14 protein-coding genes are annotated in these 14,644 nt (G+C 65.1%); 9 read left to right on the top strand and 5 right to left on the bottom strand.

What is annotated here, in order from left to right; all coding sequences use genetic code 11:
• Positions 1-23: 23 nt before the first annotated feature.
• A complete protein-coding gene (locus EH240_RS10570; protein WP_124997884.1) occupies positions 24-827 on the bottom strand; it encodes a FadR/GntR family transcriptional regulator in 804 nt (267 codons plus the stop codon).
• A 255-nt stretch (positions 828-1,082) separates the two neighbouring features.
• On the opposite strand from EH240_RS10570, the gene EH240_RS10565 reads away from it, so the two are divergent.
• From EH240_RS10565 to glcF, 5 genes are all read left to right on the top strand, one after another.
• Positions 1,083-2,351, top strand: a complete 1,269-nt coding sequence (locus tag EH240_RS10565) for a DUF3422 family protein (protein ID WP_425374784.1) — start codon at positions 1,083-1,085, stop codon at positions 2,349-2,351.
• Positions 2,352-2,508: 157 nt separating this feature from the next.
• On the top strand, positions 2,509-4,005 hold the full coding sequence (locus EH240_RS10560; protein ID WP_124997880.1) for an FAD-linked oxidase C-terminal domain-containing protein: 1,497 nt from the start codon (positions 2,509-2,511) through the stop codon (positions 4,003-4,005).
• A gap of 239 nt (positions 4,006-4,244) precedes the next feature.
• Positions 4,245-5,501: a glycolate oxidase subunit GlcE gene (glcE, locus tag EH240_RS10550; protein WP_124997876.1), complete on the top strand. Its 1,257-nt coding sequence runs from the start codon at positions 4,245-4,247 to the stop codon at positions 5,499-5,501.
• A complete protein-coding gene (locus EH240_RS10545) occupies positions 5,498-5,887 on the top strand; it encodes a DUF4870 family protein (protein ID WP_124997874.1) in 390 nt (129 codons plus the stop codon). Before glcE ends, EH240_RS10545 begins: the two co-directional genes overlap by 4 nt.
• A 9-nt stretch (positions 5,888-5,896) precedes the next feature.
• Entirely contained in the window at positions 5,897-7,222 is a 1,326-nt protein-coding gene (glcF, locus tag EH240_RS10540; RefSeq protein WP_124997872.1) for a glycolate oxidase subunit GlcF, read from the top strand.
• Here glcF and EH240_RS10535 read toward each other — a convergent pair whose 3' ends face one another.
• Positions 7,223-8,143, bottom strand: a complete 921-nt coding sequence (locus EH240_RS10535; RefSeq protein WP_124997870.1) for a bifunctional 5,10-methylenetetrahydrofolate dehydrogenase/5,10-methenyltetrahydrofolate cyclohydrolase — start codon at positions 8,141-8,143, stop codon at positions 7,223-7,225. It lies immediately after the preceding gene.
• A gap of 311 nt (positions 8,144-8,454) precedes the next feature.
• Positions 8,455-9,195, bottom strand: coding sequence for a L,D-transpeptidase (locus tag EH240_RS10530; RefSeq protein WP_124997868.1), 741 nt, complete (start codon positions 9,193-9,195; stop codon positions 8,455-8,457).
• 211 nt (positions 9,196-9,406) lie between these two features.
• Here EH240_RS10530 and EH240_RS10525 point away from each other — a divergent pair, with 211 nt between their 5' ends.
• Positions 9,407-10,045, top strand: a complete 639-nt coding sequence (locus tag EH240_RS10525; RefSeq protein WP_124997866.1) for a DNA-3-methyladenine glycosylase I — start codon at positions 9,407-9,409, stop codon at positions 10,043-10,045.
• Positions 10,046-10,065: 20 nt separating this feature from the next.
• Here EH240_RS10525 and EH240_RS10520 read toward each other — a convergent pair whose 3' ends face one another.
• Positions 10,066-10,446 (bottom strand): hypothetical protein, encoded by a 381-nt coding sequence (locus EH240_RS10520; protein ID WP_124997864.1) that lies wholly within the window; start codon positions 10,444-10,446, stop codon positions 10,066-10,068.
• 28 nt (positions 10,447-10,474) lie between these two features.
• Positions 10,475-10,714 (bottom strand): hypothetical protein, encoded by a 240-nt coding sequence (locus tag EH240_RS10515; protein WP_124997862.1) that lies wholly within the window; start codon positions 10,712-10,714, stop codon positions 10,475-10,477.
• A 496-nt stretch (positions 10,715-11,210) separates the two neighbouring features.
• Here EH240_RS10515 and hisS point away from each other — a divergent pair, with 496 nt between their 5' ends.
• From hisS to hisG, 3 genes are read left to right on the top strand one after another with little or no spacing between them, the layout of a single operon-like run.
• Positions 11,211-12,749 carry a histidine--tRNA ligase gene (gene hisS / locus EH240_RS10505; RefSeq protein ID WP_124998146.1) on the top strand — a complete coding sequence of 513 codons (1,539 nt, stop codon included), beginning with the start codon at positions 11,211-11,213 and terminating at the stop codon, positions 12,747-12,749.
• Positions 12,746-13,861: an ATP phosphoribosyltransferase regulatory subunit gene (locus EH240_RS10500; protein WP_124997860.1), complete on the top strand. Its 1,116-nt coding sequence runs from the start codon at positions 12,746-12,748 to the stop codon at positions 13,859-13,861. The genes hisS and EH240_RS10500 overlap by 4 nt, the downstream gene beginning before the upstream one ends.
• The gene (gene hisG / locus EH240_RS10495; protein ID WP_124998144.1) at positions 13,861-14,559 is read left to right on the top strand and encodes an ATP phosphoribosyltransferase; all 699 of its coding nucleotides are present in this window, start codon (positions 13,861-13,863) and stop codon (positions 14,557-14,559) included. The genes EH240_RS10500 and hisG overlap by 1 nt, the downstream gene beginning before the upstream one ends.
• Positions 14,560-14,644: the final 85 nt, after the last annotated feature.

The following is a 14,644-nucleotide window of genomic DNA, read 5'->3' as shown; positions in this document are numbered from 1 at the left end:
GGTGGTCCCCGCTTGATCGATGCTTAGGAGCGTTTGCGTGTGGGTTCGATGTCGCCGGCTTCCGAGCGCTGCCTGAGCCTCAGCCGCGAGACGCGCTGCCAGTCGCCGCTGCGCTCGGCTTCCGCCATGGAGCGCTCGACATAGGTGATGTGGTCCATCGCAGCCTTGCGCGCCGCGATCGGATCTGCCGCCTTGATCGCGGCATGGATCGCCCGGTGCTGCTGGAGCAGCGCGTCTCGCGCGCCGGGCACGGTGAACACCAGGAGCCGGTTTTGGAACACCCCCTCGGAGAGCAGCCGGTAGCAGGATCGCAAGGTGTGCAAAAGGATGATGTTGTGCGCGCATTCGCAGACCGCGTGATGGAATTCGACGTCGATTTCCGCCTCGTCGTCGAAGTCGCCGGTCCGGTGCGCTTCGTCCATGCGCGCCATGATGCGGTCGAGCAGCGCCAGGTCCTCCGGCGTCGCGCGCCGCGCCGCATATTCGGCCGCCACCGCCTCGATCTCGCGGCGGTATTCCAGATAGTCGGTCACCGCCTTGCGGTGCGTCGAGATGAGGTCGGTCACCGGCCTGGTGAACAGCTGGCCGATGACGTCGGCGACATGGGTGCCGCCGCCCGGCCTGGTGGTCAGCAGCCCGCGCCCCTCCAGCGCCTTCAACGCATCGCGCAGGATCGGCCGCGAAACGTCGAACTGGCGCGCCAGCTCGCGCTCGCCCGGCAACCGGTCGCCCGTGCGCAGCACGCCCTCCAGGATCAGGCTTTCGATCTGCTGCACCACCTCGTCGGCGGTGCGCGAATGCTCGATCCTGGAGAAGATATCGCTCAACGCAGGCGCCTGGGAACGGGATGGATGTCGCGCAGATTAAAGCCTCTGTCGCCAACTGGTCAAATTATTTATCCAATTCACTGGATCCGGTCGGTTCCGTCACCGCGCCGTTGCACCGGCGGCTGCTAAAATTTGCTGTTTACGTGCCTTGCCGATTGCCGCAAGACAACGCGATTGCACGAACGGTCGAAACCAGGGGGACCAGCCGTGTCGGACGCCAATCTCGAATTCCAGCCGCGCGCCCAGGGCAGCGTCATGGGCTTTCCGGCGCATGAGGGACGCCCCGGCGCCTTGGGCGAGGTCCATGCCCGCCCGCATCCGCTGGTGGAGAAGCCGCGCGTGCTTATCCAGCTGTCCTTCATGACCGAAGGCGGCTCGGCCGTCGATCTTGCGGTGCTGTCGGACCTGTCGCGCCGGCTCGGCATCGCGGCGCCCGAACGGCATGCCCGCCACCACGCCATGAAATGGGGCAAGGGCACGCTGCGCTGGGAGCGGCACACGGAATTCTCGACCTATCTATGGGAAGGGCCGCTGGCCGAAAACAACCGGGTCCAGGAGGATTCGCCTTTCGGCAACGGCTTCTCGCCGCCAGGAACGGTGATTTCCGGCATTCGGCTCGAGATCCGCAAATGGACGCAGGCGAGCGAGAAGCAGATCGCCGGCTTCGACCCGACCAGCCTCTGCTATTCGCTGGTCGAGCGGGGTGCCGCCGCCATCGTCACCGATTTCCGCCAGGACGGCGATGGCCTTACCCGCATGCTGGTGCTCGACCGCGGTCTGACGCCGGCAAGCACCGGCGCCTTGTCGCAGCGGCTGATCGACATCGAAACCTATAGGACGCTCGCCATGCTCGGCCTGCCGCTGGCGCTGACCCTGTCGGGCCGCGCCCGCCGCATCGAGGATCGGCTGGCGCAGACCACGCTGGAGATGAAGGCAGTCGAAACCCGCGACAACCAGACCCTGCTCGCCGATCTCACCGAGCTTGCCGCCGAGCTGGAGGCCGATGCAGCCTCCAGCCTTTACCGTTTCGGCGCCAGCCGCGCCTATGACGGCATCGTCACCGAGAGACTGGAGGCGCTGGATGAAGAACCGGTGCAGGGCTACGACACCTGGGCGGGCTTCCTGCAGCGGCGCATGGCGCCGGCCATGCGCACGTGCCGCTCCGTCGAGGAGCGCCAGGCCAACCTGTCGCGCAAGCTCACCCGCGCCACCACGCTGCTGCGCACCTGGGTCGATGTCGAGGTCGAGAAGCAGAACCGCGATCTTCTGGCCTCGATGAACAACCGCGCCCGGCTGCAGCTGCGCCTGCAGCAGACCGTCGAAGGCCTCTCTGTCGCCGCCGTCTCCTACTATGTCGTCGGCCTCATCGGCTATGTCGCCAAGGGCGCCTCGATCTTCGGCCATGCCTTCGCGCCGGAGGTTATCACGGCGGCCTCCGTGCCGGTCGCGATCCTGCTCGTCTGGTGGGGCGTGCGCCGCGTCCGGCGCATGCACTCCGAGCCGGCGAAACATCCCGGCGAATAGCCTTTCGGACAACATTGTGAGACAGGTAAGCGTCGCGGCAGATTGCCGCTGCGGAAACTTCGCTCGCGTTCGCGATCGCATTCCGACCAAAGCGGCGTTTGCAACGAATGGTCCTAGCTGGTAAAAGATTTTGACCAGTCGAGTGGAGGAAGTGCCGATGTCCGGCCTTGCCATGCCGAAGCCAGAAGCCGGGACGCTTGGCCGGCGCGCCGAGATCGTTGCCGACATGCGCATCATCGTGCCGGGCGAGGGCGTCGTCGACGCGGCCAACGAAATGCGCGCTTTCGAGAGCGATGGCCTCACCGCCTACCGGCAACTGCCGCTGGTGGTGGTGTTGCCGGAAACGGTGGCGCAGGTCTCGCGTGTCTTGAAATACTGCAATGAGCGCAACATTCGCGTCGTGCCGCGCGGCTCCGGCACCTCGCTCTCCGGCGGCGCGCTGCCGCTCGAGGATGCGGTGCTTCTGGTGATGAGCCGCTTCAACCGCATCCTCGCGATCGACTATCCCAACCGCGTCGTCGTCGCCCAGCCGGGCGTCACCAATCTCGGCATCACCACCGCCGTTGAGCAGGAGGGCTTCTACTACGCCCCCGATCCATCCTCCCAGATCGCATGCTCGATCGGCGGCAACGTCGCGGAGAATTCCGGCGGTGTGCACTGCCTGAAATACGGGCTCACCGCCAACAACGTGCTGGGCATCGAGATGGTGCTGATGAATGGCGAGGTGGTGCGGCTCGGCGGCAGCCATCTCGACCAGGAAGGTTATGATTTGCTTGGCGTCATGACCGGCTCCGAAGGCCTGCTCGGCGTCGTCACCGAAGTCACGGTGCGCATCCTAAAGAAGCCGGAGACGGCGCGCGCGCTGCTGATCGGCTTCCCGACCAGCGAAGAGAGCGGCCAATGCGTCGCCGACATCATCGGCGCCGGCATCATCCCCGGCGGCATGGAGATGATGGACCGCCCGGCGATCCACGCGGCGGAAGATTTCGTCCATGCCGGCTATCCGCTCGATGTCGAGGCGCTCTTGATCGTCGAACTCGACGGACCGAGCGTCGAGGTCGATCACCTCATCGGCCTGGTCGAGGCGATCGCCTATCGCAACGGCTCGACCACTTGCCGCATCTCGCAGTCGGAGCAGGAGCGGCTGAGTTTTTGGGCCGGCCGCAAGGCTGCCTTCCCGGCGGTCGGCCGCATCTCGCCCGATTACTACTGCATGGACGGCACCATCCCGCGCAAGGAGCTGCCGCGGGTGCTCGCCGGCATGCGCGACCTTTCCGAGAAATACGGGCTCGGCGTCGCCAATGTCTTCCATGCCGGCGACGGCAATCTGCACCCGCTGATCCTCTACGACGCCAACGTGCCGGGCGAGCTCGACAAGGCCGAGAGCTTCGGCGCCGACATCCTGCGGCTGTGTGTCGAGGTCGGCGGCGTGCTGACCGGCGAGCATGGCGTCGGCGTCGAGAAGCGCGACCTGATGCCCGAAATGTTCAACCAGATCGACCTCGACCAGCAGATGCGCGTCAAATGCGCCTTCGACCCCAACCATCTGCTCAACCCCGGCAAGGTCTTCCCGCAACTGCGGCGCTGCGCCGAGTTGGGGCGCATGCATGTGCATCGCGGCCAAGTGGCGTTTCCGGATATTCCGAGGTTTTGAATGGCTACATTGGCGCTTGAACACCCCCCTTTGTCCTGCCGGACATCTCCCCCTCAAGGGGGGAGATCAGATGTCGCGTCGGGTTTCGCCAATCTCAACCGTTGGCGGGAAGGCGAGGCGCCGAAACTGCCAATCTCCCCGCTTGCGGGGGAGATGTCCGGCAGGACAGAGGGGGGTGCGAAGGAACGCGGCCTATCTCCTCTCCCCCGCTTCGCGGGGGCGAAGAAGGAGGTGCGCCCATGACCACCTTCACCCCCGCCACGTCAGCCGAAGTCCTCTCCACCATCCAATGGGCAGCCGCCGAAGAAACACCCGTTGAAATCCTCGGCCACGGCTCCAAACGCGGCATCGGCCGCCCGCAACAGACCGAGCACACGCTCGAGCTCTCCAAACTCACCGGCGTCACCCTCTACGAGCCGGCCGAGTTGGTGCTTTCGGCACGGGCGGGCACGCCGCTCGCCGAAGTCGAAAAGCTGCTTGCCGAGAACGGCCAGCAGTTCGCTTTCGAACCCATGGACTATGGCCCGCTGCTCGGCGGCGAGCCGGGCAGGGGCACCATCGGCGGCGTGCTGGCTTCGAACCTCTCCGGCCCGCGGCGGCTGAAGGCCGGTGCGGCGCGCGACCACATCCTCGGCATATCGGCGGTTTCGGGCCGCGGCGAGGCCTTCAAGTCGGGCGGCCGCGTCGTCAAGAACGTCACCGGCTACGATCTCTCCAAGCTGATGGCAGGCAGCTGGGGCACGCTCGCGGTGCTGACTGACGTCACCTTCAAGGTCCTGCCCGCGGCAGAGACCGAGGTGACGCTCGCTATCCGCGGCCTGCTCGACGATGCCGCGGCGGCGGCCATGGCGCTGGCGCTGGGTTCCAGCGCCGAAGTGTCGAGCGCGGCGCATCTGCCGGAGCGGATCGCCGCGCGCGTCGCCGCCGGCCATCTGGGAAGCAACGCCGCGACGCTGCTGCGCGTCGAAGGCTTTGGTCCTTCGGTCGTCTATCGCATCGAGGCGTTGAAACAACTGCTCGGCAAGGCCGGCCCGCTGCAAGAGATCGCGGGCGAGGCGTCGAAAACCATTTGGCGCGATGTCCGCGACTGCGCGCCCTTCGCCGACGGCGGCGCGAGGCCGGTCTGGCGCGTCTCGATGGCGCCATCGCAGGCGCTCCACATGGTGATGGCGCTGCGCATGCAGGCTGCGGCCGACGCCTTCTACGACTGGCAAGGTGGGCTGGTATGGCTCTCGATGCGCGAGGACGACCCGGAAGCCGAGCTATTGCGCGGGCTGATCAGAAAATTCGGCGGCGGCCATGCGACGCTGGTGCGCGCGTCGGCCCCGCACCGCGCGGCACTGCCGGTGTTCGAGCCGCAGCCGCCGCATCTTGCGGCGCTCTCGGCGCGGCTCAAGGCCGAGTTCGATCCGAAGCATATTCTCAACCCCGGCCGCATGGCGCCCGGTTCCAGCTCTGCTACTCTTCCCCGGTCAACGGAGGGAAGAGCACCATGAGCAATGCCAATCCAGGCCCGGACACGGGGTCGCGCCAGACCGACCGCTGGCTTGAGCCAGGTCAGACCAACGCGCTGGTCATCTACATTCTTTACCTGACCAGCCTTGCCATAGGCGTGACCGGCATCATCGGTATCGTTCTCGCCTATATCAATCGCGGCAAGGCGGGCGGCTTTGTCGAAAGCCACTACACGTTCCTGATCAGGACTTTCTGGATAGGCCTTCTCTACGCGCTGATCTCGGTGGTCCTGATGATGCTCGTGATCGGCTTCGTGCTGATGTTCGCGGTCGCCGTCTGGTTCATCGTCCGCTGCATTCTGGGCATCCAGGCGCTGCAGCGCGGCGAGCCGATTAAAAACCCCGAAAGCTGGTTTCTCGGACAATAGGACATTTTCGTGCAGACCAATTTCACATCCGCGCAGCTTGCCGATCCGCATGTCGCGGAATCGGAAAAGATCCTGCGCAAATGCGTGCATTGCGGCTTCTGCACGGCCACCTGTCCGACCTATGTGACGTTGGGCAACGAGCTCGATTCCCCGCGCGGCCGCATCTATCTCATCAAGGACATGCTGGAGAACGGCCGGCCGGCCGACAAGGAGATCGTCACCCATATCGACCGCTGCTTGTCCTGCCTTGCCTGCATGACCACATGCCCCTCGGGCGTCAACTACATGCATCTGGTCGATCATGCCCGTGCCCACATCGAGGAAACCTACAAACGGCCGCTGCTCGACCGGATGACGCGCGCCATGCTGGCCTTCGTGCTGCCTTATCCGAACCGCTTCCGCGCCGCGCTGAAACTGGCTGGGTTCGGCAGGCCGTTCATCGGCTTGTTCGAAAAACTGCCGGCGCTGAAGCCGGTCGCGGCGATGCTCAAACTTGCGCCTTTGTCGATCCCGCCGGCATCGCCGACGGCCTCACCCGGCGTGCATGCGGGACAGGGGGCAAAGCGCGGCCGCGTCGCCATCCTAACCGGATGCGCGCAGTCCGTGCTCGATCCCGCCATCAACGAAACGACCATCTCGCTGCTGACACGGCTCGGTGTCGAGGTCGTGGTGCCGGAAGGCGAGGGCTGTTGCGGCGCGCTCGTCCATCACATGGGCCGCGAGGATCAGGCCCTTGCCTCGGCAAGGCGGAATGTCGACGCTTGGATGCGGGCGATTGAGCAGGGCGGGCTCGACGCCATCATCATCACGGCGTCCGGCTGCGGCACGACGATCAAGGACTACGGTTTCATGCTGCGCCTAGATTCCGCCTATTCGGAAAAGGCCGAGCGTGTCTCGGCGCTGGCCAAGGACGTCACCGAATATCTCGCCAGCCTCGACCTGCCCGAGCCGGTGCGCAAGCCGGGCACGATCGTCGCCTATCATTCCGCCTGCTCGATGCAGCACGGCCAGAAGATCACCCGCCAGCCGAAGGAGCTTTTGACCAAAGCGGGTTTCGTCGTGCGCGAGCCGCGCGAGGGGCATCTCTGCTGCGGCTCGGCCGGCACCTACAACATCCTGCAGTCCGAGATTTCGGCAAAACTGCGCGACCGCAAGGTGAGCAACATCGAGGCGACCGGCGCCTCAGTTGTCGCCACCGGCAATATCGGCTGCATCACACAGATCGCGTCCGCCGCGAAGCTGCCGGTGGTGCACACGATCAAGCTGCTCGACTGGGCCTATGGCGGCCCGCAGCCGGAAGGTGTTGCCGACAGCGGTTTGATCGCTGCCGAATAGCTATTCCGCCGCGAGCTTGTCCGCCACGCCGTAGGTCGCGCGATAGAGCGCCCGCTGGCGGTTGAGCGCCACCATCGTGTTGCGCAGCAGGATCGCCACGGTGAGCGGGCCGACGCCGCCCGGCACCGGCGTGATCCAGGAGGCGACCTCCTTGACGCTCTCGGTATCGACGTCGCCGACGATGCGGCTTTCGCCGTCGGGTCCGGTTTCCGAATTGATGCCGATGTCGATGACGCAGGCGCCCGGCTTCACCATGTCGGCCTTAATCAGTCGCGGCTTGCCGACGGCGACGAACAGCGCATCGGCGCGCCGCGCATGCGCCGCCACAGAGCGCGTCATATGATGGCAGACCGTCACCGTCGCGCCCTCGCTCATCAACAGGAAGGCGATCGGCTTGCCGACGATCTCGGAATGGCCCACGACCACCACCTCGAGCCCCTTGAGCTCGAGGCCGGTCTCCTTGAGCAGCTCGACGGAGGCCGCCGCCGTGCAGGGCGCCAGATCGAGCTGGTTGTAGACGATGTTGCCGATCGAGGCCGGATGCATGCCCTCGACATCCTTCAGCGGGTGCACGGCCGCCTGCAGTATCTTGATCGGGACATGCGCCGGCACCGGCCGCTGGATGATGATGCCAGTGACGCGCGGGTCGGCGTTGAGGCCGTGGATCGCGGCTTCCAATTCGCCGGCGGTGATGTCGGCGGCAAAGCGCCGTTCCTCGAAGCCGATGCCGGCAAGCCCGGCCTTGGCGCGCTGGTTGCGCACGTAGACATCGACTGCGTCGGTATCGCCGACGGTGATCGAGACCAGCTTCGGCGGAAAGCCTTCGGCCGCGGCGATGGCTGCATCTTCGCGCACGGCAGCGATGATGCGCTGGGCGACCGGACCACCCTTGAGATAGCGGCTGTCGTCGGGCCGGGACATGGCAGTGACCTTTGGGGCTGTGACCTTCGGCATGGGGAATTGTGCGCTGCAATAGCAGACGACGGCTGGAAAATCAGCCCCCGAAAACGAAACGGCCTGCTTTCGGGGCGACCTGTCGCAGTCGAGCGAAAGCGAAAAGGGCAGCGCGGTTGCCCGTGCTGCCCTTTCGTGACTGACCGTATCCCCACACGGCCCGTCCCCCGTTAACTCGATGCCAGTGTAAGCACGTCTCCCGAAAGCGCGCTATGGCTTGAGGGCAACAGTACGCGCCAAAAAACACTCAGCGCTGCCTAACGGCTGATCCGCAGTCACTATATTACCTCGACCGTCGTTCCGACATTCACACGCTCGTAAAGGTCGACGACGTCCTCGTTGCGCATGCGGATGCAACCGGATGACACCGCGCCGCCGATCGTCCAGGGCTGATTGGTGCCGTGGATGCGATACTCTGTCGTGCCGATATAGAGAGCGCGCGCGCCGAGCGGGTTCTCGATGCCGCCGGCAAGATAGGTCGGCAGGTAGCGGCCCTTGGCCGCCTCGCGCTTGATCATCACCGCCGGCGGGCGCCAGTCCGGCCACACCTTCTTGTCGGTGATCTTGTGCGTGCCGGACCATTCGAAGCCGGGCTTGCCTGTGCCGACGCCGTAGCGCCGCGCCTTGCCGTTCTTCTCGATCAGGAACAGGAAGTTCTGCTTGGTATCGATGACGATGGTGCCGGGCGTCTGCGGGCCGTCATAGGCGACTTCCTGCGGCAGGTAGATCGGGTTGATCTGCGGCCGCATCGCCATGCGCCTGGCAGGCGCCTGCACGGCCGCCGTGCGCTGCTGGTCGGGCTGCGCCTGGAAAAGCCGCCGCTGCGGCTGCTGCGTCGCCTGCCGAGCCGGGCGCACGATGCCCGGCGCATGGCCGAGTTGCAGCACCCAGGGCGCCGAAAGGTCGGGGCTCACCATCACCGGCGGCATGTCGGCATAACGGTCATTGGCGAAAGAGGCCGTCGCGCCGGCGGCAAGAACCGCCACCGCGCCAAGCAGGGAACAAAACGCTGTCTTCATCGGAACGCACCTTGATCGTCGAACTCGTGCCGAGAGCAGGCCCTCGGTTTCGCGATCCTTGGCGTGGAGCGGCAACCGAAACATGAATCGGAATGCGTAAAATGCCGACTTGTCAGTAAACCTTTTGGTGTGGTTACCGGCCGGTTCAGGAATCTGGTAAAGGCGGCGTAAAATGGACGCTCAAGCGCATTAACGAATGGATTTGGTGGCGATGGGAAATGAAAATGCCGGCCTGCTCGACGGCCCCGACGGTATCGCGCGCTGCTTCTGGCACGGCAATCTGCCGGATTATCTCCACTATCACGACCATGAATGGGGCCGGCCGGTGGCGGACGATCGCCGGCTGTTCGAGAAGATCTGCCTCGAAGGCTTCCAGTCAGGCCTGTCGTGGCTCACCATCTTGCGCAAGCGCGACAATTTCCGCGAGGCCTTTGCCAACTTCGACTTCGACAATGTGGCGCGCTTCACCGAACAGGATGTCGAGCGCCTGCTCGGCAATGCCGGGATCATCCGCCATCGCGGCAAGATCGTTTCAACCATCAACAACGCCAAGCGCGCCCGTGAAATGGCCGATGAGGCCGGATCGCTAGCCGCCTGGTTCTGGAAGTTCGAGCCGGCACCCGAGCAACGGCCCGAAATCATCGACCTCGCGCATCTGCGCGCCAATCCGACGACGGCGGTCTCGGTCCGGATATCGAAGGAATTGAAGAAGCGCGGCTGGAGCTTTGTAGGCCCGACCACCGTCTATGCCTTCATGCAGGCGATGGGGCTGGTCAACGACCACCTCGAAGGCTGTGTCTGCAGGGCAGAGGTGGAGACGGAACGCAAGAGATTCAAAAGGCCGACGTGATCAGCAGCCTCACAGCAGCCTCACTTCTCATACCGTCCCTTGTGGCCGCTGCCGTTGATGTCCCAGACCAGGCTGGATCCCGACATCGTCAGCACCAGCCCGCTGAAGCCGCGGTCGTCTGGCGTGTGATGCGTCGAGGCCGAGCCGCGTCCCGCCGGAATGACCTCAACGGTGGAGCCCTTCTTCACCCAGCACCCCTTGCCGTACTGGTCGTTGGCGCCGTAGGCGAGCATGAATTCGAAGCTGCCGTCTTTTTTCAGTAGCAGTTCGGAGCCGACTTCCATGACGCCGTTGAGATAATAGCGCCCGGCAAGGCGGGCGTCGCCGGGTTGGCAGGCATTCGCAGCGCCGGTCGCAGCAAGAAGCGCGCCGGCAAGCGCGCACGCAATTCGCATCCGCATGATGATCCCCCGATCGATAAGCGAAAAATCAGACGCTGGAGGCGCCGGTCAAAAACAACCCGGCAATGATAGCCGCCATCGCGGCGAAGGCTGGATAAATCACCAGGAGGCCGGTCAGCAGAGCATCGCGTGCCGTCGGCTTATGCGCCTCCGCCGCAACTTCGAACGGCCCAGCCGGCTGCTGCGCCGGCTTGGGCGTGAGGCTGCCGGCCGGCCGCAGCTTGGTGGCTGGCTGACCACTCTCGATGTTGTCACGCGCCGTCGTCATGGCCAGAACCCCTTGTTTCGCCGCGTTTTATCGTCTTCGATTGTGTCGGCAGCATGCCGCGCCGATGGCGGAATTGTTTCGTTTCTGGCGTGGTCTGTTTCAGGCGGTGCGGGCCCGTGAAACTTTCAAAGTGACGATTTGGCGTTAACTTGTTCGTCCGTTGGCGCTGCCGCTCATCGCCCTGCCGGGCACTTCTTCCCGTATGGTGACGGGAGAAGGGCGCTGCCACCGCCGGTTTCGCCAATCGCCAACGTTGGAGCTGTGGCGCCAGCGCCGAAGTCTTCCTCCTTCTCCCCGTCACTATACGGGGAGAAGGTGTGCGGTAGGCGGATGAGGGGCGGCGCGGCGTTCGCAATTACCCGAACGCTCCACGGCCTCCCTGCGTATTAAGCCGCAAACCCTTGCCGCACCAAGCAGCATCGGTTAGGACACGCGCGCCTTGGAAATAGGAAATTTCCCATCCATGGCACACCACGAAACACTGAGTACCCACCTCATGGCCGACAAACCGGAAAAGACGAAAGCGCGGCTGCCGCGCGGTTTTGCCGACCGCGGCGCCGAAGACATCCGCGCCGTCGAGAAGATGATGGCGACCATCCGCTCGGTCTATGAGCTTTACGGCTTCGAGCCGGTCGACCAGCCAATGATCGAATACACCGATGCGCTGGGAAAATTCCTGCCCGACCAGGACCGGCCGAATGAAGGCGTCTTCTCCTTCCAGGACGATGACGACCAGTGGCTGTCGCTGCGCTACGACCTGACCGCCCCGACGGCGCGTTTCGTCGCCGAGAACTACGACCGGCTACCGAAGCCTTATCGCAGCTATCGCTCCGGCTGGGTATTCCGCAACGAGAAGCCCGGCCCCGGCCGCTTCCGTCAGTTCATGCAGTTCGACGCCGACACGATCGGCACGCCCGGCGTAGCGGCGGATGCCGAGATGGCGATGATGATGGCCGACGTCATGGAGGCGCTTGGCATCAAGCGCGGCGACTACATCATTCGCGTCAATAACCGCAAGGTGCTCGACGGCGTTCTGGAGGCGATCGGCCTTGGCGGTGATCACAACGCCGGTCGCCGGCTGACGGTGTTGCGAGCGATCGACAAGCTGGACAAACTTGGATCTGAGGGTGTTCGTCTTCTTTTGGGTGCAGGGCGCAAGGACGAGAGTGGAGATTTCACGAAGGGTGCGGGCCTGGACGACAATAAGATCGCAGCTATCTTCGCGATCGTGTCGCTTAGCTACTCCGATTTGGAAGGGGGCATTCCCGACATTAAGGGCATCCCAGCAGTCGCTCGTGACGCTGGCGAATTGCACGATGGATTTCACGAGCTGAGCACAATCAATCAGTTGGTTCGTGCAAGTGGCTACGGTGCTGATCGGATCAAGATCGATCCCTCCGTCGTGCGTGGCCTCGAATATTACACCGGTCCAGTCTTTGAGGCCGAGCTTCTGGCCGAGATCCCCAACGAGGACGGCCAGATCGTGCGTTTCGGCTCGGTCGGCGGCGGCGGCCGTTATGACGGGCTGGTCTCGCGCTTCCGCGGCGAGCCGGTGCCGGCGACCGGCTTCTCCATCGGCGTCTCACGGCTGATGACGGCGCTGAAGAACCTTGGCAAGCTCGACACATCCGACGTCATCGCCCCGGTCGTCGTGCTGGTCATGGACAAGGATGTTGAAAGCCTCGGCCGCTACCAGAAGATGGTCGCCGACCTGCGAGCCGCCGGCATCCGCTCTGAAATGTATCTCGGCGGCGCCGGCATGAAGGCGCAGCTCAAATATGCCGACCGCCGTGGCAGCCCGGTCGCCGTCATCCAGGGCGGCGACGAGCGCGCCAAGGGTGAGGTGCAGATCAAGGACTTGATCGAAGGCGCACGCCTGTCGGCCGAGATCACTGACAATGCCGAATGGCGCGCCGCCCGCCCCGCACAGGTGACGGTGGCGGAAGGCGATCTGGTCGCCGAGGTGAAGAAGATTCTGGCGGCGCAGGCGGCCGACCGCGCGAAGGGTGGTGCCTCGCGCCCGGCCTATCAATGACCTCCCGCCCCGCCATCGCCGCCGACATCACCAAGCTCTTCGCCGCGCGCGACACCCACGCCGTCGAAGTCGCCGTGCTGCAGCCGGCCGATCCGTTCCTCGACATGGCGGGCGAGGATCTGCGCCGCCGCATCTTCCTCACCGAGAGCGAGACCGGCAAGACGCTGTGCCTCAGGCCGGAATTCACCATTCCCGTTTGCCTCGACCACATTGCAAGCCAGGCCGGCACGCCGCGCCGCTATTCCTATCTCGGCGAGGTGTTCCGCCAGCGCCGTGAAGGAGGCAATGAGTTCTTCCAGGCCGGCATCGAGGATCTCGGCGATCGCGACACGGCTGCGGCCGACGCCCGCTCGCTGGCCGACGCGCATGCGCTGCTGTCGCTGGTGCTGCCCGGCCAGGCACTCGCCGTCACGCTTGGCGACCAGACCCTGTTCGAGGCTGTGCTGGCGGCGCTCGGCCTGCCGCGCGGCTGGCGCATGCGGCTTGCGCGCGCCTTCGGCTCGGCGCCGATGCTGGAAGCAGCGCTTGCCGATCTCGCCAACCCGCCGCGCAACAGCCAGCTCTCCGGTCCGGTGTCGCTGCTAGTGCTCGATGGCGATGCGGAAGGTCTTGCCGCGCATATCGCCGCCGGCATGGAGGAGGCCGGGCTCTCGGCATCGTCCGGCCGCGCGCCGGCCGATATAGCGCGGCGGCTGATTGAGAAGGCGCAATTGCGTAGTGTGCGGCTATCCGACGAGGCGTTCTCGGCGCTGAAGGGTTTTCTCGCGATCCACGTCGCGCTTGGCGGCGCGACCGAGGCGCTGGAAAAATTCGCCGCCGATGCGGGCTTGTCGCTTGGTGTCGCGGTGGAAAATTTCGCTGCCCGCGCCGAGGCGATCGAAGCGCATGGCCTGCCGATGGCGGAAATCCGCTACGACGCAGCCTTCGGCCGCCCGCTCGACTATTATACCGGGCTCGTCTTCGAGATCGCGGCCGAGGGTGGCGACCGGCCGCTGGTCGGCGGCGGCCGTTACGACCGGCTGCTGACGTTGCTCGGCGCGAAGAAGCCGATCCCCGGCGTCGGCTTCTCGGTCTGGCTCGATCGCATCGAAGCACTGCGGGAGACCGCATGATGATTACGCTGGCGATCCCGTCAAAAGGCCGTCTCAAGGAACAGTCGCTCGCTGTGCTGGCGAAAGCCGGACTGGCCGTCGCCCTGCCGCAGGACGACCGCAAATACCGCGCCCGCATCGACGGCTTCGACAATGTCGAGGTGGCATTCCTCTCCGCCTCCGAGATCGCTGGCGAGATCGGCCAGGGCGCGGTCGATCTCGGCATCACCGGTGAGGACCTGATGCGCGAGAACCTCGCCGACTGGGAAGCGAGTGCCGAGATCGTCGCTCGGCTTGGCTTCGGCCACGCCGATGTCGTGGTCGCGGTGCCCGACATCTGGCTCGATGTCGAGACGATGGCCGATCTCGACGATGTCGCCGCCGATTTCCGCCAGCGCCACGGCAGGCGGTTGCGGATCGCCACCAAATACTGGCGGCTCACCCAGCAGTTCTTCTCGCTGAAGCACGGCATTCAGGTCTACCGCATCGTCGAGAGCCTCGGCGCCACAGAAGGCGCGCCGGCGGCCGGGCTGGCGGACGTCATCGTCGACATCACCACCACCGGCTCGACGCTGCGCGCCAACCATCTCAAGGTGCTGGGCGACGGGGTGATCCTGAAGTCGCAGGCCTGTCTCGTGGCGTCGAAGAAACCACGCGATGCGGCAGACGAGGCGCAGTTGCGCGAGATCGCCGCGAAAATGTCGGCTGTAGGCAATTAATCGTCCTGCGGCGCCCCCCTCATCCGGCCGCTTCGCGGCCACCTTCTCCCCGTGGGGGAGAAGAGATGGCGCCAACGCTGGCAAT

The organism is Mesorhizobium tamadayense (genome assembly GCF_003863365.1).
GTDB lineage: Bacteria > Pseudomonadota > Alphaproteobacteria > Rhizobiales > Rhizobiaceae > Mesorhizobium > Mesorhizobium tamadayense.
This window is presented reverse-complemented; position numbering and strand designations above follow the sequence as displayed.

What these genes read in the sequence shown, in the direction of transcription:
- EH240_RS10560 (WP_124997880.1), top strand. Translation starts at nt 2,509, where the DNA reads ATGTCCGGCCTTGCCATGCCGAAGCCAGAAGCCGGGACGCTTGGCCGG.
- hisS (WP_124998146.1), top strand. Translation starts at nt 11,211, where the DNA reads ATGGCCGACAAACCGGAAAAGACGAAAGCGCGGCTGCCGCGCGGTTTT.
- EH240_RS10520 (WP_124997864.1), bottom strand. Translation starts at nt 10,446, where the DNA reads ATGCGGATGCGAATTGCGTGCGCGCTTGCCGGCGCGCTTCTTGCTGCG.
- EH240_RS10535 (WP_124997870.1), bottom strand. Translation starts at nt 8,143, where the DNA reads ATGTCCCGGCCCGACGACAGCCGCTATCTCAAGGGTGGTCCGGTCGCC.
- EH240_RS10545 (WP_124997874.1), top strand. Translation starts at nt 5,498, where the DNA reads ATGAGCAATGCCAATCCAGGCCCGGACACGGGGTCGCGCCAGACCGAC.
- EH240_RS10500 (WP_124997860.1), top strand. Translation starts at nt 12,746, where the DNA reads ATGACCTCCCGCCCCGCCATCGCCGCCGACATCACCAAGCTCTTCGCC.
- EH240_RS10530 (WP_124997868.1), bottom strand. Translation starts at nt 9,195, where the DNA reads ATGAAGACAGCGTTTTGTTCCCTGCTTGGCGCGGTGGCGGTTCTTGCC.
- EH240_RS10515 (WP_124997862.1), bottom strand. Translation starts at nt 10,714, where the DNA reads ATGACGACGGCGCGTGACAACATCGAGAGTGGTCAGCCAGCCACCAAG.
- EH240_RS10565 (WP_425374784.1), top strand. Translation starts at nt 1,083, where the DNA reads ATGGGCTTTCCGGCGCATGAGGGACGCCCCGGCGCCTTGGGCGAGGTC.
- hisG (WP_124998144.1), top strand. Translation starts at nt 13,861, where the DNA reads ATGATTACGCTGGCGATCCCGTCAAAAGGCCGTCTCAAGGAACAGTCG.
- glcE (WP_124997876.1), top strand. Translation starts at nt 4,245, where the DNA reads ATGACCACCTTCACCCCCGCCACGTCAGCCGAAGTCCTCTCCACCATC.
- EH240_RS10525 (WP_124997866.1), top strand. Translation starts at nt 9,407, where the DNA reads ATGGGAAATGAAAATGCCGGCCTGCTCGACGGCCCCGACGGTATCGCG.